The sequence below is a fragment of the Crenobacter intestini genome (assembly GCF_004919095.1).
GTDB classification, from domain to species: Bacteria; Pseudomonadota; Gammaproteobacteria; order Burkholderiales; family Chromobacteriaceae; genus Craterilacuibacter; species Craterilacuibacter intestini.
This window is the reverse complement of sequence record NZ_STGJ01000008.1, coordinates 33,964-52,567: the sequence shown is the minus strand read 5'-3', so window position 1 is coordinate 52,567 and position 18,604 is coordinate 33,964. Positions and strand designations below refer to the sequence as shown.

At 66.8% G+C, this 18,604-nt stretch carries 19 protein-coding genes; 6 read left to right on the top strand and 13 right to left on the bottom strand.

The window, feature by feature from the left end; translation table 11 throughout:
* Nucleotides 1-132: 132 nt before the first annotated feature.
* Both E5K04_RS08355 and E5K04_RS08350 read left to right on the top strand, forming a co-directional pair.
* Nucleotides 133-678 (top strand): cupin domain-containing protein, encoded by a 546-nt coding sequence (locus E5K04_RS08355; protein WP_136552933.1) that lies wholly within the window; start codon nt 133-135, stop codon nt 676-678.
* A gap of 45 nt (nt 679-723) precedes the next feature.
* Nucleotides 724-2,214, top strand: coding sequence for an aldehyde dehydrogenase (locus E5K04_RS08350; RefSeq protein WP_136552930.1), 1,491 nt, complete (start codon nt 724-726; stop codon nt 2,212-2,214).
* A 57-nt stretch (nt 2,215-2,271) separates the two neighbouring features.
* On the opposite strand, the gene rho is transcribed toward E5K04_RS08350, so the two are convergent.
* On the bottom strand, nt 2,272-3,528 hold the full coding sequence (gene rho, locus E5K04_RS08345; protein ID WP_136552928.1) for a transcription termination factor Rho: 1,257 nt from the start codon (nt 3,526-3,528) through the stop codon (nt 2,272-2,274).
* A gap of 135 nt (nt 3,529-3,663) precedes the next feature.
* A complete protein-coding gene (trxA, locus tag E5K04_RS08340; protein WP_136552926.1) occupies nt 3,664-3,990 on the bottom strand; it encodes a thioredoxin TrxA in 327 nt (108 codons plus the stop codon).
* Between the two features lie 151 nt (nt 3,991-4,141).
* Between trxA and E5K04_RS08335 the strand changes: the two genes are divergently transcribed.
* The 3 genes from E5K04_RS08335 (at nt 4,142) to moaC (ending at nt 7,275) form a co-directional block, all read left to right on the top strand.
* Nucleotides 4,142-5,872: a SulP family inorganic anion transporter gene (locus E5K04_RS08335; RefSeq protein ID WP_136552924.1), complete on the top strand. Its 1,731-nt coding sequence runs from the start codon at nt 4,142-4,144 to the stop codon at nt 5,870-5,872.
* Nucleotides 5,873-5,929: 57 nt separating this feature from the next.
* Entirely contained in the window at nt 5,930-6,715 is a 786-nt protein-coding gene (gene fabI / locus E5K04_RS08330; RefSeq protein WP_136552922.1) for an enoyl-ACP reductase FabI, read from the top strand.
* 80 nt (nt 6,716-6,795) lie between these two features.
* Nucleotides 6,796-7,275 carry a cyclic pyranopterin monophosphate synthase MoaC gene (gene moaC, locus E5K04_RS08325; RefSeq protein ID WP_136552920.1) on the top strand — a complete coding sequence of 160 codons (480 nt, stop codon included), beginning with the start codon at nt 6,796-6,798 and terminating at the stop codon, nt 7,273-7,275.
* A 4-nt stretch (nt 7,276-7,279) separates the two neighbouring features.
* Here the strand turns inward: moaC and E5K04_RS08320 are convergent, their stop codons facing one another.
* From E5K04_RS08320 to cydP, 11 genes are all read right to left on the bottom strand, one after another.
* Nucleotides 7,280-8,410 carry a M20 family metallopeptidase gene (locus E5K04_RS08320; RefSeq protein ID WP_136552918.1) on the bottom strand — a complete coding sequence of 377 codons (1,131 nt, stop codon included), beginning with the start codon at nt 8,408-8,410 and terminating at the stop codon, nt 7,280-7,282.
* 52 nt (nt 8,411-8,462) lie between these two features.
* Entirely contained in the window at nt 8,463-9,839 is a 1,377-nt protein-coding gene (gene dcuC / locus E5K04_RS08315; protein ID WP_136552916.1) for a C4-dicarboxylate transporter DcuC, read from the bottom strand.
* 95 nt (nt 9,840-9,934) lie between these two features.
* Nucleotides 9,935-10,300, bottom strand: a complete 366-nt coding sequence (frdD, locus tag E5K04_RS08310; protein ID WP_136552914.1) for a fumarate reductase subunit FrdD — start codon at nt 10,298-10,300, stop codon at nt 9,935-9,937.
* A complete protein-coding gene (locus tag E5K04_RS08305; RefSeq protein WP_136552912.1) occupies nt 10,297-10,707 on the bottom strand; it encodes a fumarate reductase subunit C in 411 nt (136 codons plus the stop codon). The genes frdD and E5K04_RS08305 overlap by 4 nt, the downstream gene beginning before the upstream one ends.
* Nucleotides 10,704-11,459, bottom strand: a complete 756-nt coding sequence (locus tag E5K04_RS08300; protein WP_136552910.1) for a succinate dehydrogenase/fumarate reductase iron-sulfur subunit — start codon at nt 11,457-11,459, stop codon at nt 10,704-10,706. The genes E5K04_RS08305 and E5K04_RS08300 overlap by 4 nt, the downstream gene beginning before the upstream one ends.
* A complete protein-coding gene (gene frdA, locus E5K04_RS08295) occupies nt 11,456-13,240 on the bottom strand; it encodes a fumarate reductase (quinol) flavoprotein subunit (protein WP_136552907.1) in 1,785 nt (594 codons plus the stop codon). Before frdA ends, E5K04_RS08300 begins: the two co-directional genes overlap by 4 nt.
* A gap of 195 nt (nt 13,241-13,435) precedes the next feature.
* Nucleotides 13,436-13,699: a cyd operon YbgE family protein gene (locus tag E5K04_RS08290; RefSeq protein ID WP_136552905.1), complete on the bottom strand. Its 264-nt coding sequence runs from the start codon at nt 13,697-13,699 to the stop codon at nt 13,436-13,438.
* Nucleotides 13,692-13,823: a cytochrome bd-I oxidase subunit CydX gene (gene cydX, locus E5K04_RS08285; RefSeq protein WP_136552903.1), complete on the bottom strand. Its 132-nt coding sequence runs from the start codon at nt 13,821-13,823 to the stop codon at nt 13,692-13,694. The genes E5K04_RS08290 and cydX overlap by 8 nt, the downstream gene beginning before the upstream one ends.
* Before the next feature lie 17 nt (nt 13,824-13,840).
* Nucleotides 13,841-14,986 (bottom strand): cytochrome d ubiquinol oxidase subunit II, encoded by a 1,146-nt coding sequence (cydB, locus tag E5K04_RS08280; RefSeq protein ID WP_136552901.1) that lies wholly within the window; start codon nt 14,984-14,986, stop codon nt 13,841-13,843.
* A 10-nt stretch (nt 14,987-14,996) separates the two neighbouring features.
* On the bottom strand, nt 14,997-16,550 hold the full coding sequence (locus E5K04_RS08275) for a cytochrome ubiquinol oxidase subunit I (RefSeq protein WP_136552899.1): 1,554 nt from the start codon (nt 16,548-16,550) through the stop codon (nt 14,997-14,999).
* Nucleotides 16,537-17,040 (bottom strand): cytochrome oxidase putative small subunit CydP, encoded by a 504-nt coding sequence (cydP, locus tag E5K04_RS16885; protein ID WP_235844311.1) that lies wholly within the window; start codon nt 17,038-17,040, stop codon nt 16,537-16,539. The genes E5K04_RS08275 and cydP overlap by 14 nt, the downstream gene beginning before the upstream one ends.
* A gap of 173 nt (nt 17,041-17,213) precedes the next feature.
* On the opposite strand from cydP, the gene E5K04_RS08265 reads away from it, so the two are divergent.
* Nucleotides 17,214-18,338: a sigma-54 interaction domain-containing protein gene (locus E5K04_RS08265; RefSeq protein ID WP_205700325.1), complete on the top strand. Its 1,125-nt coding sequence runs from the start codon at nt 17,214-17,216 to the stop codon at nt 18,336-18,338.
* Nucleotides 18,339-18,604: the final 266 nt, after the last annotated feature.

The following is an 18,604-nucleotide window of genomic DNA, read 5'->3' as shown; positions in this document are numbered from 1 at the left end:
TACTGGCTGCAAAATAGCCAATTTGCAACGTGAATGCGTTTTGCATTGCAACAGCGCCCACCGGAAGCACATTCCGGTTGACTTACCCTCGTCTAATATTATTAACATTAGCCACAGGAGGCAGAACTAAGCATGGATATCGGGGCAAGACTGAGGATGGTGCGCGAGAACATGAACCTCTCGCAGCGCGAACTGGCCAAACGGGCCGGGGTGACCAACGGGACGATCTCGCTGATCGAGCAGAACCGCGTCAGCCCGTCGATCAGTTCGCTGAAAAAGGTCCTCGAAGGGCTGCCGATGACGCTGGCCGATTTCTTCACCTTCGACGCCGAACCCAAGCAACCGACGGTGTTCTACCAGGCAGGCGAGCTGCCCAACCTCGGCAACGAAGAAATCGAACTGTTGCTGGTGGGCACCGCGCACGAGCGGCGCGACTTGGCGATCCTCAAGGAGCGTTACCTGCCGGGCGCCGACACCGGGCCTGACATGCTCGAGCACGAGGGCCAGGAGGGCGGCGTCGTGATCAGCGGAGAAGTCGAGCTGACCGTCGGCAGCGAAGTGCGCACCCTCGGCCCCGGCGACGCCTACTACTTCGACAGCCGCCTGCCCCACCGTTTCCGCAACCTGGGCGACGCGCCCTGCGAGATCGTCAGCGCAAGCTCGCCACCGACATTCTGAACGACACAACAGGCCGCCACGAGCGGCCGCCAAAAGGAGCACACCATGAGCCGCACCCTGCAAGCATGGCAAGAGATGGCCGCACAGCTGGCCATCGAAGGCCGCGCCTTCATCAAGGGCGAGTACACCGCCAGCGCCGACGGCAGGACCTTCCCCTGCGTCAACCCGGCCAACGGACAGGAACTCGCCCGGATTTCCTGGTGCGGACAGCCCGAAGTCGACACCGCTGTTGCGTGCGCGCGACAGGCGTTCGAGTCGGGTGAATGGTCGGGCCTCGCCCCGCTTGCGCGCGGCCGCATCCTCAAGCGTTTCGCCGCGCTGATCCGCGAACACGCGGACGAATTGTCGCTGCTGGAAACGCTGGACGCCGGCAAGCCGATCTCGGACACCCAGAGCGTCGACGTCGCCGGTGCCGCGTACTGCGTCGAATGGTTCGCCGAGGCGATCGACAAGATCGGCGGCGAAGTCGCGCCGGTCGACCCCAAGCTGGTCGGCCTCGTCACCCGCGAGGCGGTCGGCGTGGTCGCCGCGGTGGTGCCGTGGAACTTCCCCATCCTGATGGCGAGCTGGAAATTCGGCCCGGCGCTGGCCGCCGGCAACGCGGTGATCGTCAAGCCGTCCGAGAAGTCGCCGCTGACCGCGATCCGGCTGGGCGCGCTCGCCCGCGAAGCCGGCATCCCCGCCGGCATCTTCCAGGTGCTGCCCGGCGCCGGCGACGTCGGCCGCATGCTTGCACAGCACATGGACATCGACTGCATCGCGTTCACCGGCTCGACCGGGGTCGGCAAGCTGATCGCCGGCTACGCCGCCGAATCCAACCTCAAGCGCGTGTGGCTGGAGCTGGGCGGCAAGTCGCCCAACATCGTCCTCGCAGACTGCCCGGACATCAGGAAGGCCGCGCGCACCGCCGCCGCCGCGATCTTCTACAACATGGGCGAGATGTGCACCGCCGGCTCGCGCGTACTGGTGCAGCGTGAAGTGAAGGACGCGTTCCTCGCCGCGTTCCGCGAAGCCGCCCAGGGCTGGCAGCCGGGCAACCCGCTCGACCCGGACACCTCGATGGGCGCGATCGTCGACCGCATCCAGTACGACAAAGTGCTCGGCTACATCGAGAAGGGCTTGGCCGAGGGCGCACAACTGGTGACCGGCGGCAAGGCCGCGCACACCGACACCGGCCTCTTCATCGAGCCGACCGCGTTCGACTGCCCGCGCGCCGACCTTTCCATCTGCCGCGAGGAGATCTTCGGGCCGGTGTTGTCCATCATCACCTTTGACACCGTCGACGAGGCGGTCGCCATCGCCAACGACAGCGAGTACGGCCTCGCCGCCGCGGTGTGGACGTCCAACCTCACCACCGCGCACCAGGTGTCGCGCCGCCTGCGCGCGGGCACGGTGTGGGTGAACTGCTACGACGAGGGCGGCGACATGAACTTCCCGTTCGGCGGCTTCAAGCAGTCGGGCAACGGGCGCGACAAGTCGCTGCACGCGCTGGAGAAGTACACCGAGCTCAAGAGCACGCTGATCAAGCTGGCCTGAGCGGGCCGGCCAATAAAAAAAGGGAGGCCGCTGGCCTCCCTTTTCTTGTGGGGCGTTTTAGCGACGCATCGAGTCGAAGAACTGCTGGTTCGACTTGGTCGCACGCACCTTGTCCTGCAGGAACTCCATCGCCTCGATGTCGTCCATCGGGTAGAGCAGCTTCCTGAGCACCCAGATGCGCTGCAACTGTTCCGGCGGGATCAGCAACTCTTCGCGGCGGGTGCCCGAGCGGTTGATGTTGATCGCCGGGAAGATGCGCTTCTCGGCCATCTTGCGGTCCAGGTGGATCTCGCAGTTGCCGGTACCCTTGAATTCCTCGTAGATCACGTCGTCCATGCGGCTGCCGGTGTCGACCAGCGCGGTGCCGATGATGGTCAGGCTGCCGCCCTCTTCGACGTTGCGCGCGGCACCGAAGAAGCGCTTCGGACGCTGCAGCGCGTTGGCGTCGACACCGCCGGTCAGCACCTTGCCCGAGGACGGGATCACGGTGTTGTACGCACGCGCCAGACGCGTGATCGAATCCAGCAGGATCACCACGTCCTTCTTGTGCTCGACCAGACGCTTGGCCTTCTCGATCACCATATCGGCGACCTGCACGTGACGGGTCGCCGGCTCGTCGAAGGTCGAGCTGACCACTTCGCCCTTCACCGAGCGCTGCATCTCGGTCACTTCTTCCGGACGCTCGTCGATCAGCAGCACGATCAGCACCGCTTCGGGGTGGTTGGCGGTGATCGCGTGCGCGAGGTGCTGCAGCATCACCGTCTTGCCCGACTTCGGCGGCGCGACCAACAGCGCGCGCTGGCCTTTGCCGATCGGCGCGACCAGGTCGATGATGCGGCCGGTGATGTTCTCTTCGGCGCGGATATCGCGTTCGAGCTTGAACTGTTCGGTCGGGAACAGCGGCGTCAGGTTCTCGAACAGGATCTTGTGCTTGGAGTTCTCCGGCGGCTCGCCGTTGACGCGGTCGACCTTCACCAGCGCGAAGTAGCGCTCGCCGTCCTTCGGCGTGCGGATCTCGCCCTCGATGCTGTCCCCGGTGTGCAGGTTGAAGCGGCGGATCTGGCTGGGGCTGACGTAGATGTCGTCGGGACCGGCCAGGTACGAGGTGTCGGGGCTGCGCAGGAAGCCGAAGCCGTCCGGCAGCACTTCGAGGGTACCGTCGCCGTAAATGCTTTCGCCGCGTTTGGCCTGGTTTTTCAGCAGGGCGAAGATCAGGTCCTGCTTGCGCAGCCGGTTGGCGCCGTCAATTTCATTGGCGATCGCCATTTCAACCAGCTGGGTGACATGAAGGTGTTTGAGGTCGGATAGATGCATGGCAGCCGTAAGTCGACTCATTGTCGAAACGAAGCCGCGAACGGGCTTCTGAAGTCTACGAGTGAGGAATGAAACAGGAGGACGGGCGGCGGAAACGCCACCCGTGCTTGAAAACTCAGGGAAGGATAGACGCGATCAGATGTGGCTGTCAATGAACGCGGTCAACTGGCCCTTGGCCAGGGCGCCCACCTTGGTCGCGACCACGTTGCCGTCCTTGAACAGCATCAGGGTCGGGATGCCGCGGATGCCGAACTTGGGCGGGGTCTGCTCGTTCTGGTCGATATTGAGCTTGACCACCTTCAGGCGGCCGGCGTATTCGCCGGCGACGTCGTCGAGGATGGGAGCGATCATCTTGCACGGGCCGCACCATTCTGCCCAGTAGTCGACCAGTACCGGGCCCTGGGCTTTCAGGACCTCCTGCTCGAAGGATTCGTCGCTGACGTGCTGGATAAGATCGCTCATAGTGTCCTCTGGAAGAAGCGTGCGCTGTTGTGCTCGAAACACGCATGGTAGCAAAGCCGCCAAATCCGCAGCAAGACGGCGCGCGCCTCTTGGCATGACAAAGATATTACCAGGCGTATAGTTGGAGTCTGCACCGACTCCTGCCCAACCCATGCCCAGCCCGCACCCATCCACCCCGAACCTGCTGCGCCGCCTGATGCCGGGCGCCGCCGCCCTCCTCGCATACCGGCGCGCCGACCTGGCCGCCGACGTGCGGGCCGGCAGCGCGGTGGCCGCGGTCGCGATACCGGTCGGCGTCGCCTACGCGCAACTGGCCGGCTTCTCGCCGGCACTGGGTCTGTACGCGTCGCTGCTGCCGCTCATCGCGTACGCGCTGTTCGGCACCTCGCGCCAGTTGGTGGTCGGCCCGGACGCGGCGACCTGCGCGATGGTCGCCGGCACCCTCGCCACGCTCGGTGCGGTCGACGCCGACACCCGCCTCGCACTCTCGGCGCTGCTCTCGCTGTTCGCGGGCCTACTCCTGATCGGCGCGAGCCGCCTGCACCTGGGCGCGCTGGCCGACTTCCTGTCCCGCCCCATCCTGCTGGGTTTCCTCAACGGCGTCGCGCTGAACATCCTGCTCGGGCAAGGCGGCTGCCTCATCGGCATCGAGCTTAGCGCGCACGATGCCCTGCACCGCGTCTCTGAACTAACGCGCGGGCTCGGGCATGCCAACCTGCCGACCTTGCTGCTCGCCCTTGCGACCTTCGCCCTGCTCAGGCTGACCGCAAGACATGCTCCCAGGCTGCCCGCCGCCTTGCTCGCGCTGATCGGCGCGACCCTGGCCACCCGTTTCGCCGGCCTCGAAGCGCTGGGCGTCAAGACGCTGGGCGAGGTGGCCGCCGGCCTGCCCACACTCAGGCTGGACCTCGCCGTCGTTCCCGGCCTCGAACTTGGCAAGCTTGCCTCGGCCGCCGGCGGTGTCGCGCTGATCAGCTACTGCAACGCGATCGTCATCGCGCGCAGCTTTGCCGCACGTGGCGGCTACGAAGTCGACGCCGACCTTGAATTGCGCGCGCTGGGCGCCGCCAATATCGCCTCAGCCCTGTCCGGCAGCTTCGCCGTCAGCGCGGCCGACTCACGCACCGCGGTCGCCGAACACGCCGGTGCGCGTACCCAGATGACCTCGATCGTCGCCGCACTGTGGGTCGCGCTCTGCCTGATCTCGCTCACCCCGCTGCTTGCGCTGGTGCCGACCGTCGCGCTGGCAGTGATCCTGGTCGACGCCGCACTGTCGCTACTCGACACGCGCGGGGTGCGCGAGCTCGGCCGCCTCAGCCGCCACGAGATGTGGCTATCGCTCGCCACCACCGCCGGCGTGCTTGGCACCGGTGTGCTCGAAGGGATCGCCGTCGCGCTCGCGTTGTCTCTGTTGCGTTTCATCCACGCGATGGCGCGCCCCGAGGACGAAGTCCTCGGCCAGATCGACGGCGTGCCCGGCTTTCACGACACCGGCCGCCACCCGGACGCGCGGCAGACCCCGGGCGTGCTGATCTACCGCTTCAACGCGCCGCTGGTCTTCTTCAACGCACCGACCTTCAGCCACCGGCTGCTCGCTGCCTGCCACAGCCGGCCGGGCCTGAGCACCGTGATCCTCGACATGATGCCTGTCTCTAGGCTGGACGCGACCGGCCGCTACACCCTCGACGAAGTGGCGCAGCGTCTCGACGCGCAGGGCATCCGCCTGGTGATCGCCGGGCGGCGCACCGAGCTGTTGCAGTGGCAGGCGGCACACCTGTCACAGTTCTGGGCACAGGAAGACCGGCTGTTTCCGACCGTCAAGCAGGCGCTCAAGGCGTGTACCGGACAGGACAAAACAGCAATGACATTGTCAGACAGTTAGGCGGCGCGGCCACATCGGGTATAATGCGCGACTGTTTCAAGCAAAAGGACTCCAACAATGGGTTTCCTGCAAGGCAAAAAGATTCTGATTACCGGCATGATCTCGAACCGCTCGATCGCCTACGGCATCGCGCAGGCATGCCACCGCCAGGGCGCCGAGCTCGCGTTCACCTACGTGGTCGACAAGCTCGAAGACCGCGTCCGCGACATGGCCGCCGACTTCGGCTCCAAGCTGGTCTACCGTTGCGACGTGCAGAACGACGAAGAGATCAACCAGCTGTTCGCCGAATTGGGCAAGGAATGGGACGGCCTAGATGGCCTGGTGCACGCGATCGCGTTCGCGCCGCGCGAGGCGCTCGAGGGCGACTTCCTCGACGCGCTCAGCCGCGAAGCGTTCCACACCGCGCACGACGTATCCGCGTACAGCTTCCCGGCGCTGGCCAAGGCCGCGCGCCCGATGATGCAGGGCCGCAACGGCGCGCTGCTCACCCTGTCCTACCTGGGCGCGGTGCGTGCCATCCCGAACTACAACGTGATGGGCTTGGCCAAGGCCAGCCTGGAGGCTGCAGTGCGCTTCATGGCCGCCAGCCTCGGCCGTGACGGCATCCGCGTGAACGGCATCTCGGCCGGCCCGATCAAGACGCTGGCCGCCGCCGGCATCTCGGGCTTCTCGCAGCTCCTGAAGATGGCCGCCAGCCAGAACTGCCTGCGCCGCAACGTGACCATCGAGGAAGTCGGCAACACCGCCGCCTTCCTGCTGTCCGACCTCTCCTCCGGCATCACCGGCGAGATCACCTACGTCGACGCGGGCTTCAGCGTGAACTCGCTGAACGTACCCGAGTAAGGCCGGCCGCACGGCAAGCCCGACCGGGCGCCCGCTGCGGGCGCCCTTTTTCTTGCCCGTCCCGCAACAAGGACCCCACCATGAACGGACTCACCCACTTCGACGCGGCAGGCCAGGCACATATGGTCGACGTCGGCGGCAAGGACGAGACGCAGCGCGTCGCGCGCGCGACCGGCCATATCAGCATGCTGCCCGACACCTTTGCGCGCCTGATGGGCGGCACCAGCAAGAAGGGCGACGTGATCGGCATCGCGCGCATCGCCGCGATCCAGGGCGCCAAGCGCTGCGCCGACCTGATCCCGCTGTGCCACCCGATCGCGCTGACCCGCGTCGCCGTCGAATTCACGCCGGAACCCGACGCGCACCGCCTGCATATCGAGGTCACCTGCGAGACGGTCGGCCGCACCGGCGTCGAGATGGAGGCCTTGAGCGCGGCGAGCGCGGGCCTGTTAACCGTCTACGACATGCTGAAAGCCGTCGACCGCGGCATGCGGATCGACGGCTTGCGTCTCTTGGAAAAACAGGGCGGCAAGTCCGGCCACTGGCAGGCCGAACCCTGACGCCTTAACCGCGCGCGGCGAGCCTGGCAAGCACCCCCTGCAGCAGGCGGATGCGCGGCTCGACGCTCCCGAGCATCAGGAACTCGCTCGCCGCGTGCCACCCGCCGCCCTGCGGGCCGAAGCCGTCGAGCGAGGGCACGCCGGCCGCGGCGGTAAAGTTGGCGTCCGAGCCGCCACCCGCCTCCTGCCAGCCGATCGGCAGCCCCTGCTCGGCAGCCACGGCCTCGACCAGCGCGATCAGCGCCTCGGTGTCGGCGCTCGGCCGCATCGCCGGCTTGAAGGTTTGCCGCTCCACCTCGACACGGCAACCCGCGACAAACGGCGAGTCCGCCAGCGCGCGAAGGTGCGCGTCGATGCCCTCGGCAGCGTCGTTGTCCCAGAAACGCAAGTCGACGATCGCCTCGGCAAAGTCGGGCACCACGTTGACGCCGGTACCGCCCTTGATTAGCCCCACGTTCAGCGTGGTGCCGGCTTCAAGGTCGACCATCTGGTTGATCGCCAGCGTCCAGTTGGCAAGCTCGGTGATCGCCGAGACGCCCTCGGCCAGCGCGTTGCCCGCGTGCGAGGCCTTGCCGTGGAAGGCGATGCGGTACTTGGCGTTTCCCTTGCGCGCCTTCACCAGTTGCCCATTGGCGCGCGCCGCCTCGGCCACCAGCACGCAGGCACTTTTCTTCGCCGTGTCGACCAGCCAGTCGCGCGAATACGGCGAGCCGATCTCTTCGTCGCAGTTGTAGCAGACCACCACCTTCAGGCTGCCGTCCGCCGCCTGCGGCAGGTCTTTCAGCGCGTACCACAGCGCGAGCACGCCAGCCTTCATGTCGGAGACGCCGGGGCCGTACGCCATGTCACCCTCGACCCGCAGCGGGCGCTCGGCGGCGGTGCCGACCGGGAACACGGTGTCCATGTGACCGGAGAGCATCACGTCGTACTGCGCCGCATCCGGCGCGTTGGTGATCTCGAGGCAGGGGCCGCACGCGTCGGAGAACTGGCGGCGCGTCACCCGGTAGCCGATGCGCTGGTACAGCGCGGTCACGTAATCGGCGACGGCGGCGACCCCCTCGGGGGTACGGCTGCCGCAGTCGACGTTGACCATCGGTTCGAGCTTGGCGAGGTAGTCTTGCAGGCTGAAGAACATGGCAACTCCAAAAACTGGCCGCCGGCGGCACGCTTACCGCCGGCGGTGGGGATTACATGAAGAAGGCGTAGTTGAGCGACAGCGCGGTCACGAGCGCGCCGGCCATCGGCACGCTGGTACGGCGTACGATCTCGAACGGAGAGACCTTGGCGATGCCCGCGCAGGCGATGATCACCGCCGCGATCGGCGACACGGTGCGCCCGATTGACGACGCAAGCTGCATCGGCAGCAGCATGGTCACCGCCGGCACTCCGAACTTGGCGGCCACTTCGGGCGCCAGCGTCGCGAAGCTCAGGAAGGAGGCGTTGCCCGAGCCCATCACCACCGCCGCGCCCATGATCAGGCCGACCAGCACCAGCGTCATGAAGGTCACGCCCAGTCCGACGCCATCAGCCGAATGCAGCAGCGCGTTGATCGCACCGATGGCCTTGAGCGACTCGGCGAACAACTCGGCGCACACGATCAGCGCCACCACCGGGCCGAACACCTTGCCCATCCCGTCGAGGAAGCTGCCGAAGCCCGACAGCGACTCGCGCAGCGAACGGGTGCGCAACAGTTCGCAGGCCATGCCGGCGAACACGGTCAACAGCATCGCCACTTCCACGCTGAGCTTCACGTCGCTGATCATCAGCTTGGAAAACACCATCATCAGCACGAAGGGGATCATCGGCAGCAGGCCGTACAGCGCAGGCGCCTCCACTTCGCTGCTGCGGACCTCGTCGAGTTCCGCCGCGTCGCCGCGGTGGGCGACCGGGTCCCAGCCGGCACGGCGGTCGCAGTGACGCTGCCACACGTAATGCAGGAGCATGGTCACCAGCACCATCGGCACCACCAGCCACACCTGGTAGTCGACGAAGTAGGTGGTCGGGTCGAGGCCGGACTGGCCGGCGGCAAAGATCGCGTTGGTCATGGTCGGCCCGATCTCGAACGCCTGCGAGCTCGCGATCACGCCGACAGCGGCGCCCGGGCTGATGCCGAGGTTACGCATCACCGGGTACATGGTGACCATCAGCAGCAGGCCCAAGCCGGTCGCCGAGGTGACGAACAGCGAGACGAAGATCGAGATCAGGTAGCACGCCATCAGCAGCACGTAGCTCGAGCGCACGCCCGCCAACGGACGCACCGCGGCACGCACCAGCGCCTGCGACGCGCCGATATGCGACATGTAGGTCGCGAAACCGGCGACCGCCATGATGGTCAGGCCCAAGGCGGCGGCGCGCTTGGAGAAGATGCCCTTGAACACCTCGAAGAGGTCGAACAGCGCAAAGCCGGTGCTCTTGTCGGCCGGCAGGATCGGATGGATGCCGGACCAGTAGGCGACGGCGAACAGCGCCATGCCGGCCAGCGCGAGTACCGCCTGCGGGTTGTAGTCCTTGATGATGCCGTAGACGACCAGCCCCAGCACCAGTAAGACGACGATCAGTTCCATCGGTTATTCCATGTTTGACGAATTACCGACGAACTCTATCAAAAAAAGCATGTCCTCGCTTGATTTTGCTCAAGCGAGGACAGCCTCGTTCAGGATCAGGCGCCGATCAGTGCAAGGGCGAGCACCACGGCCAGGGTCCCGGCCAGCGCGCTGCCGTACACCAGCAACCGTGCGCCACGGCCCGCATGGATGCCGAGATCGTGCAGGCTGTGGAAGATGCGGTGCACCGCGTGCCAGAAAAACAGCGACACCACCACAAAGAGGAAGACCTTGCCCAGAGCGTTTTCGGCGAAGGCACGGGCCGACGCGTAAGAGAGTGCCTCAGCCGGCATCAGCCCCAGCGGCACCGCGAACACCAGCACGAACACCAGTGCTGCGCCGATCAGCGCCGCGAGCATGCCGCCCGCGCCGAACAGCAGCCAGAACACCGGCTCGTTGCTGCGTTTGAGTCGATCGCTCATCCCTGCCCCCCGTTCGCCAGCAAACAGAAAAAGCCGACCACCGCGACGCTGGCAACCAGCATCGACGCGAGGCCGACCGCGCTGATGGTCGAGCCCGCCACCCGGCGCCCGCCTACCCGCACAGGCGGCAGCGTGCGCGGCATGATCAGGAACCAGCTCACGCCGTGGTAGAGCAGCATCGCGAGGATCAGCGCGTTGACGACCAGCCCCGGCAGCGAGGCAAGCCAAGCGGCAAAACCCGCCCACGCCGCCTCGCCCGCGGCGAGCGCCCAGAGGCCCGCCAGCATCTCAAGCGCGAACAGCCACACGAAAACGGCCGTCCCCTCGTGCGCCATATACTCGATAAAGAACGGGTCGCGCTTGAACCAGCCGTCCATGGGCCGGACATAAGGCCTGCGTTTACTCATCGGCAGCCTCCTTGCTTGGGCGACGGGCGCAGGAAACGGAAGAAGTAGTCGCGCGCGCTGTTCATCTTGTTGACGTTGACCGCGTTCGCCGGGTCGACCATCTTCGGGCACACCTCGGAGCAGAAGCCGACCGCGGTGCAGTTGAACACGCCAAGCTCGGCGTTGATCAGCGCCATCCGCTCGTCGGTACCGCCGTCGCGGCTGTCTAGGTTGTAGCGCTGCAGCAGTGCGATCGCACCGGGGCCGAGGAAGTCCGGATTGAGGCCGACCTGCGGGCACGCCGCGTAGCAGAGCCCGCAGTTGATGCAGCCAGCGAACTGCGCGTAGAGATCCATCTCCTCGGGCGTCTGCAGGTACTCGCCCTCGTCCGGCGAGCGCTTCTCGCGCGGGATCAGGTAGGGTTTGACCTTCTCGAGCTTGTCGATGAAGCCGTCCATCACCACCACCAGGTCGCGCTCGATCGGGAAGTGCGCGAGCGCCTCGACCGTCACCCGCTCGGGGTAGTCGCGCAGGAAGGCCTTGCACGCGAGCTGCGGCTTGCCGCCTATCATCATGCCGCAGCTGCCGCAGATCGCCTGCCGGCAAGACCAGCGGAAACTCAGCGTGCCGTCGAGCTCGTCCTTGATGTAATTGAGCGCGGCAAGCACCGAGGTGTCGTCGCCGTACGGCACAGCGTATTCCTGCCACACCGGCGTGTCGTCCTGTTCGGGCCGGTAGCGCAATACCGCGATCGTCTTCATTTTTTCCGTCATGCCGCCCCTCCCTTCGCGGCCTGCTCCGCCGCGTGCTGCGCGGCGCCGTAGGCGCGCACCGCCGGCGGCGAGCGGGTGATCTTCACGTCCTGATAAGCGATCTGCGGCACGCCATCGTCCGCGCGCGTCGAGAGCGTATGCTTGAGGAAATTCACGTCGTCGCGCGCCTCAAAGCCGTCCAGGCGCTGGTGCGCGCCGCGCGACTCGCGCCTGAGCAAGGCCGAATGCGCCATCGCGCGCGCGACGTCCAGCTGGTAGCCCAGCTCGATCGCCAGCAGCCATTCGCTGTTCCACACGCTCGAGCGGTCGGTCAGGCACACCCGCGTATAGCGCTCGGCCAGTTCGGCGAGCTTGTCGCAGGTCGCCTGCATCCGCTCCCCGGTTCGGTAGATGCCGCAACCCTCTTCCATGGTGGCAGCCATCTCGCGGCGGATATCGGCGATGCGCTCGCTGCCTTCGCTTGCCAGCAGCGCACGGGCCGGCCTGGCGGCTTCTTCCGCCCGTTGCAGCAGACGGGCACTGTCGGCGCGTTTGACCTCGCGCGCATGGCGCGTCGCCGCCTCGCCGGCGCGCCTGCCGAACACCGACAGCTCGGCCAGCGAGTTCGACCCTAGCCGGTTGGCGCCGTGGATGCCGACGCTCGAACACTCGCCGGCGGCATAGAGACCCGGCATCGGCGACGCGCAGCCGCCGTCGACCAGGATGCCGCCCATGGTGTAGTGCACCGCCGGGCGCACCGGGATCGGCTCGCGCGCAGGGTCGATGCCCATGAATTCGCGGGCCAGCTCGCAGATCTGCGGCAGCCGCTCGTGCAGCCTCGCCTCTCCCAGGTGGCGCAAGTCGAGGTGCACCACCGGCCCGTAACGGCCGTCGATGGTGCGGCCCTTCTGCATCTCGTGCCAGAACGCCTGGCTCAGCCGGTCGCGCGGCCCCAGTTCCATATACTTGTTGCGCGGCTTGTCCTCGGCCGGCCCCAGGCCGTAGTCCTGCAAGTAGCGGTAGCCGTCACGGTTGACCAGCAAGCCGCCCTCGCCGCGGCACGCCTCGGTGAACAGCAGGCCGGTGCCCGGCATGCAGGTCGGGTGGTACTGCACGAACTCCATGTCGCGCAGCGGCACGCCGTGCCGGTAGGCAACCGCCATGCCGTCGCCGGTGACGATGCCGCCGTTGGTGTTCTCGCGGAACACCCGCCCGGCGCCGCCGGTGGCGAACACCACCGCGCCGGCCTCGATCAGCGTGAACTCGCCGCTGGCGATCTCGACCACCAGCACGCCGGCGGCGCGCCCCTCGTCGACGACCAGGTCGACCAGGAAATATTCGTCGAAGCGGCGGATCGCCGGGTAGCGCAGCGAGGTCTGGAACAGCGTGTGCAGGATATGGAAGCCGGTTTTGTCGGCGGCGAACCAGGTGCGCTCGATCTTCATGCCGCCAAACGCACGCACGTTGACGTGGCCGTCCGCCTTGCGGCTCCACGGGCAGCCCCAGTGCTCGAGCTGCACCATCTCGCGCGGGCACTCGCGCACGAACTCGTCGACCACGTCCTGCTCGCACAGCCAGTCGCCGCCGGTGACGGTGTCGGCAAAGTGGTGGTCGAAGCTGTCGTGCGCCTGCACGACGCCGGCCGACCCGCCCTCGGCCGCCACCGTGTGGCTGCGCATCGGGTAGACCTTGGACACCAGCGCGATGGTCTGCGCCGGGTCAACCTCTGCCGCGGCGATCGCCGCCCTGAGCCCGGCACCGCCGGCGCCGACGATCACCACGTCGGCCTTGAATACTTGCACGCTGCTCCCTCCGTTTTTGTGCGGACCTGGCCGCGCAAACAGCGCGCGGCGGCACGACCCTCAGGCTGAATCTAGCAAACGGCGGCCGGCCAACCGTTGACACCGGTCAACAGTGCGCCGGCTACCCGGCGCAAAAAACCGGCCTTGCGGCCGGCTGCGGGTGCTTCGTGCGCGGCGTGCGCCGATCAGGCGGCGCTACAGCAGCCGCGCGAGCGCCAGCGCCAGGAACAGCAGGACCGCCGGCGCACCCAGCAGCAGGCGCGCCAGCCGGTTGAACGGCACGAAGCCGACCCCGCGCACGAAGGCTGCGCTCATCGCCCAGAAGGCGGCCAGCGCGGCTAGGTGGTCGGCGCGCCCGTCGCCATCCGCGAGCAGCGCCGGGTTGATGGTGAGGCCGAGCATCAGCGCGAGCCCCACCAGCAAGAGCGGCACGCTGCAACCGGACTTGCCTTCAGTCATCGTGACGGCGCAGCGGGTGGCCGAGCGAAGCGGCGCGCGCGTCCTCGTTCTCGCCCCACATCGCGTTGAGGATGGCGAGCAGCACGGCAAAGCCGATGCCCAGCGTCCAGGCGAAATACCACATGGTTTTCCTTTCCGCGCTCAGTACGCGCTATGGCTGTTTTCCTTCACGTACGCGGCGGTCACCTTGCCGCGCATCACGCTGTACGCCCAGCGCGTGTAGAGGATGATGATGGGTATGAAGACCAGCGTCGCGACCAGCATGATGAACAGCGTGCGGTGGCTGGAGACGCTGTCCCACACCGTCAGGCTGGCATCCGGCGCGAGGCTGGACGGCATCACGAACGGGAACATCGACACCGCCGCGGCGCCGATCACGCCGGCCATCCCCAGCGCCGAGCACCAGAACGCCGCGAAGGTGCGCCCGCCGCGCACCAGCAGGAGCGCGAGGACGAAGCCCAGGTAGCCCGCGGCCGGCACCAGCATGGCCGCCGGGGTGCGCGCGTAGTTGGCGAGCCACGCGCCCGGCGCCACGACGACGGTCTTGGCCAACGGGTCGGGCAAGGCGGCCGCATCGACCGCCGAGGTGATCACGTAGCCGTCGATGCCGCGTGCAAGCCACAGCCCGGCGACGCTGAACGCGGCAAGCACGACAAGCGCACACGCTTGCGCCCAGCGCGCGGCGCGCGCCTGGATCACGCCCTCGGTGCGGTGCGCAAGGTAGACCGCGCCGTGGCAGGTGATCATCGCGCTCGACACCACGCCGCACAGCAAGCCGAACGGGTTGAGCAACTGCCAGAAGCTGCCTTCGTAGTAAGGCACCAGGTTGGCATCGAAGCGGAACGGCACGCCCTGCAGCAGGTTGCCAAAGGCGATGCCGAACACCACCGGCGGCACGAAGCCACCGATGAACAGCCCCCAGTCCCAGGTCGAGCGCCAGCGCGGGTTGTCGATCTTGCTGCGGTAGTCGAAGCCGACCGGCCGGAAGAACAGCGCCCACAGCACCAAGAGCATGGCCCAGTAAAAGCCCGAGAACGCGGTCGCGTACACCAGCGGCCACGCGGCGAAGATCGCGCCGCCGCCGGTGATGAACCACACCTGGTTGCCATCCCAGTGCGGGCCGACCGTGTTGATGATGACGCGCCGCTCGATGTCGCTGCGCCCGACAAAGGGCAGCAACGTGCCCACCCCCATGTCGTGCCCGTCCATCACGGCAAAGCCGACCAATAGCACGCCGACCAGCAGCCACCACAGCAGTTTCAGCGTCGGGTAGTCAATCAGTTCCATATGTATTCCCTCAGTGCGCCGCTTCGTTGGCGTAACGGCCGGTGCCCAGGCTGCCCGGCCCTTGCCGCGCGAATTTCACCATCAGGTAGACCTCGACGATCAGCAGCACCGTGTAGAAGCCGACAAAGCCCGCCAGCGAGCCGTACAGCGACTCGACCGACAGCGTCGACACCGACAGGTGGGTCGGCAGCACGCCGTAGATCGTCCACGGCTGGCGGCCGTATTCGGCGACGAACCAGCCGACCTCGCACGCGAGCCACGGCGCGGGCAGGCTGTAGAGCGCGGCCTTCAGCAGCCAGCGCCGGCGGTCGAAACAGCCCTTGACCGAGAACCACAGCGCCGAGCCGAACAGCGCGAGCATCCACAAGCCCAGCCCCACCATCGCTCGGAACGCCCAGAACATCGGCGCCACCCTGGGGATGGTGTCGCGTGCGGCCTGCGCGACCATCGCCGGCGTCGCCTGCGCGACATCCGTGGTGTACTTCTTCAGCAACAGGCCGAAGCCCAGGTCGGCCTTGTGCGCCTCAAAGCGCGCGAGCGCCGCGGCGTCGCTGCGGTTGGCGCGCAGCGCCTCGAGCGCCTTCACCGCGTGGATGCCCGACTCGATGCGCCGCGCGTTCTTCCCGACGATCTCGTGGATGCCCGGGATCTCTTTATCCAGCGAGCGGGTGCCGATGATGCCCATCACCCACGGGATCTCGATCGCCCAGTCGTTTTTCATCTCGGCCTCGTTCGGCCACGCGACCAGGTTGAACGACGCCGGCGCGGGCTCGGTGTGCCACATCGCCTCCATCGCCGCGAGCTTGGTCTGCTGCGCCTCGCCCACCGTATAACCCGACTCGTCGCCCAGCACGATCACCGAGCACACGCTGGCGAAGCCGAAGGCCGCCGCGATGTGGAAGCTCTTCTTGGCGAACTCGGTGTCGCGCCCCTTGAGCAGATACCAGCTGGAGACGGCCAGCACGAACATCGCGCCGGTCACGTAACCGGCCGACACCGTGTGCACGAACTTGGCCTGCGCGTCCGGGTTGAACACCACCGCCCAGAAGTCGGTCATCTCCATGCGCATGGTGTGGTAGCTGAACTCGGCACCGACCGGGTTCTGCATCCAGCCGTTGGCGATCAGGATCCACAGCGCCGACAGGTTGGTGCCCACCGCCATCAGGAGCGTCACCAGCAGGTGCTGCTGGCGCGACAGCCGGTCCCAGCCGAAGAAGAACAGGCCGATGAAGGTCGACTCCAGGAAGAACGCCATCAAGCCCTCGATCGCCAAGGGCGCGCCGAAAATGTCGCCGACGTAGTGCGAGTAATACGCCCAGTTGGTGCCGAACTGGAATTCGAGGGTGATGCCGGTGGTCACCCCGAGCGCGAAGTTGATGCCGAAGAGCTTGCCCCAGAAGCGGGTCATGTCCTTGTACACCTGCTTGCCGGTCATCACGTAGACCGACTCCATGATCACCAGCAGCCAGACCATGCCGAGGGTCAGCGGCACGAACAGGAAGTGGTACATCGCCGTCGCCGCGAACTGCAGCCGCGACAGCTCGACCACGCTATCGATTGCCATTCATTTCTCCTTGTTGTGATACGGCGCCGGTCAGCACGCGCGCGACGGAGGCACTGTCGGCTTCGACGCGCGCATCGCGCACGAAAGCCCACCACAACAGTACGAGCACCAGCAGCTTGGCCACGACCACCAGCACTAGGTGGTCGCGCAGTTTTCGATCGCTATAGCCCATCACACTCCGCCCCTGTAAATGCACATTGCAAAGCAGGAAAAACACTGCCACCCACTGGTAGCTTGACCAGGCCCAATAAACATGTTTAATGCGCGGTTCATTTAATATGATCGCAATGCAGAATGGTATGCGACACAATGTCGCAGGGGCCGAGACTTCCTTTCCCGCCGCCACATTACATCGCCCTTTAACAATAAGCGTGCCAACGACATATGCATAAAAACGGTCTTGAGAATCAGTCGCTTGCATGACATAAGGGAAAAACACCGCCGGATGACACTGCCACGACCGCCACAACTGGCGGATAATGGCAGTCAACTGACAGGCCGGACCAAAAGATGACGGACGATAGATTCCTGCGCGGCTACCTCGACACCCTGCCCGAGCCGCACATCCTGTGCGACGCGCACTACCGCATCGTGCACGCCAACCCGGCCTAGCACGCGCGCTTCGGCGACGGCAAGGCGCTAGCCGGCCGCACCTGCTACGAGGTGTCGCACCACTACAGCGCGCCTTGCGAGGCGTGCGGCGAGAGCTGCCCCTTGCGTGAAGCGCTCGCGCGCGGCCGCCCGCACCATGTGGTGCACCTGCACCACGGCTGCGCCGGCAAGGAGTACGTCGACATCGAGCTGACGCCGATCACCGACGCGCAAGGCCGCCTCGAGTGCTTTATCGAGAAGATGAACCCGCTGCCCGCGCACGCGCATACCGGCGCCGGGCTGGTCGGTGAGGCGCCGGCGTTCACCCGCATGCTCGACCGCCTGGCGCGGGTCGCGCCCAGCGACGCCGCCGTGCTGCTGCTGGGCGAGTCGGGCACCGGCAAGGAGCTGACCGCGCAGGCGATCCACGCGGCAAGCCCGCGCGCCGCGCGGCCGCTGGTCACCGTCGACTGCACCGGGCTGCCGGAGACGCTGATCGAGAGCGAGCTGTTCGGCCACGAGAAAGGTGCGTTCACCGGCGCGGCCAGCCGGCAGGTCGGCCTGGCAGAGGCGGCCGCCGGCGGCACGCTGTTCCTCGACGAGATCGGCGACTTGCCGCTGCCGATGCAGGCCAAGCTGCTGCGCCTGATCGAGACCGGCACCTACCGCCGGCTGGGTTCGACCCAGTGGCGGCGCACCGACGTGCGCGTCGTCTCGGCGACCCACCGCGACCTCGCGGCGATGGTCGGCACCGGCGCGTTCCGCGCCGACCTCTACCACCGGCTGGCGACCTTTCCGCTCTACCTGCCCGCGCTCAGGGAGCGCACCGGCGACATCCCGCTGATCGCGCGCGGCCTGCTCGAACGCCACGCGCCTGCGATGCGCCTGGACGATGGCGCGCTCGCGCTGATCGCCGCCCAGCCCTTTACCGGAAATATCCGCGAACTGCGCAACGTACTGGTGCGTGCCTGCCTGCTCGCCGACGGCCCCACGCTGGACGCGGCCACCCTCCGCGAAGCGCTCACGCTGGGTTTCCCCGCCACGCCCACGCCGGCAGCCGACCCGCACACGCCCGCACAGCAACTCGCCGACACCGCGCACCTGGGACGCAAGGCGCAGGCGCAGGCGCTGGGCATCAGCGAACGCACGCTGTACCGCCTGCTCCGGCAGGACGGCAGCAAGGGTTCACAAGGGTGACAAGGCAACAGGATGACGGCACGCCGCGCTCGAACGACCACGTGCGTCTCGACGATGCGGGTTGGTGAGGGGCAGCCCCGGCGGCGAATGATCACCTGAAACTGGTAAGGAACCCGTCGGATGATGCTTGCCATACTGATCCTCCAAAGGTGGACGTGGGTATAGCGAAGCTGCGGTGCGGGAAGGGGCGGAAAATTTGCAGCAGGCTGCAAGGAGAGCAGCAGAAATGCAGCAAAAAGGCGGCGCAAAGCAAAAAGCCCACCTAG

Excerpts from the sequence above, each read along its gene's own strand:
- E5K04_RS08335 (WP_136552924.1), top strand. The coding sequence starts at position 4,142 with ATGCCCAGCCCGCACCCATCCACCCCGAACCTGCTGCGCCGCCTGATG.
- E5K04_RS08300 (WP_136552910.1), bottom strand. The coding sequence starts at position 11,459 with ATGACGGAAAAAATGAAGACGATCGCGGTATTGCGCTACCGGCCCGAA.
- dcuC (WP_136552916.1), bottom strand. The coding sequence starts at position 9,839 with ATGGAACTGATCGTCGTCTTACTGGTGCTGGGGCTGGTCGTCTACGGC.
- rho (WP_136552928.1), bottom strand. The coding sequence starts at position 3,528 with ATGCATCTATCCGACCTCAAACACCTTCATGTCACCCAGCTGGTTGAA.
- frdD (WP_136552914.1), bottom strand. The coding sequence starts at position 10,300 with ATGAGCGATCGACTCAAACGCAGCAACGAGCCGGTGTTCTGGCTGCTG.
- trxA (WP_136552926.1), bottom strand. The coding sequence starts at position 3,990 with ATGAGCGATCTTATCCAGCACGTCAGCGACGAATCCTTCGAGCAGGAG.
- E5K04_RS08275 (WP_136552899.1), bottom strand. The coding sequence starts at position 16,550 with ATGGCAATCGATAGCGTGGTCGAGCTGTCGCGGCTGCAGTTCGCGGCG.
- E5K04_RS08355 (WP_136552933.1), top strand. The coding sequence starts at position 133 with ATGGATATCGGGGCAAGACTGAGGATGGTGCGCGAGAACATGAACCTC.
- fabI (WP_136552922.1), top strand. The coding sequence starts at position 5,930 with ATGGGTTTCCTGCAAGGCAAAAAGATTCTGATTACCGGCATGATCTCG.
- E5K04_RS08305 (WP_136552912.1), bottom strand. The coding sequence starts at position 10,707 with ATGAGTAAACGCAGGCCTTATGTCCGGCCCATGGACGGCTGGTTCAAG.
- E5K04_RS08350 (WP_136552930.1), top strand. The coding sequence starts at position 724 with ATGAGCCGCACCCTGCAAGCATGGCAAGAGATGGCCGCACAGCTGGCC.
- E5K04_RS08320 (WP_136552918.1), bottom strand. The coding sequence starts at position 8,410 with ATGTTCTTCAGCCTGCAAGACTACCTCGCCAAGCTCGAACCGATGGTC.
- cydX (WP_136552903.1), bottom strand. The coding sequence starts at position 13,823 with ATGTGGTATTTCGCCTGGACGCTGGGCATCGGCTTTGCCGTGCTGCTC.
- cydB (WP_136552901.1), bottom strand. The coding sequence starts at position 14,986 with ATGGAACTGATTGACTACCCGACGCTGAAACTGCTGTGGTGGCTGCTG.
- E5K04_RS08290 (WP_136552905.1), bottom strand. The coding sequence starts at position 13,699 with ATGACTGAAGGCAAGTCCGGTTGCAGCGTGCCGCTCTTGCTGGTGGGG.
- moaC (WP_136552920.1), top strand. The coding sequence starts at position 6,796 with ATGAACGGACTCACCCACTTCGACGCGGCAGGCCAGGCACATATGGTC.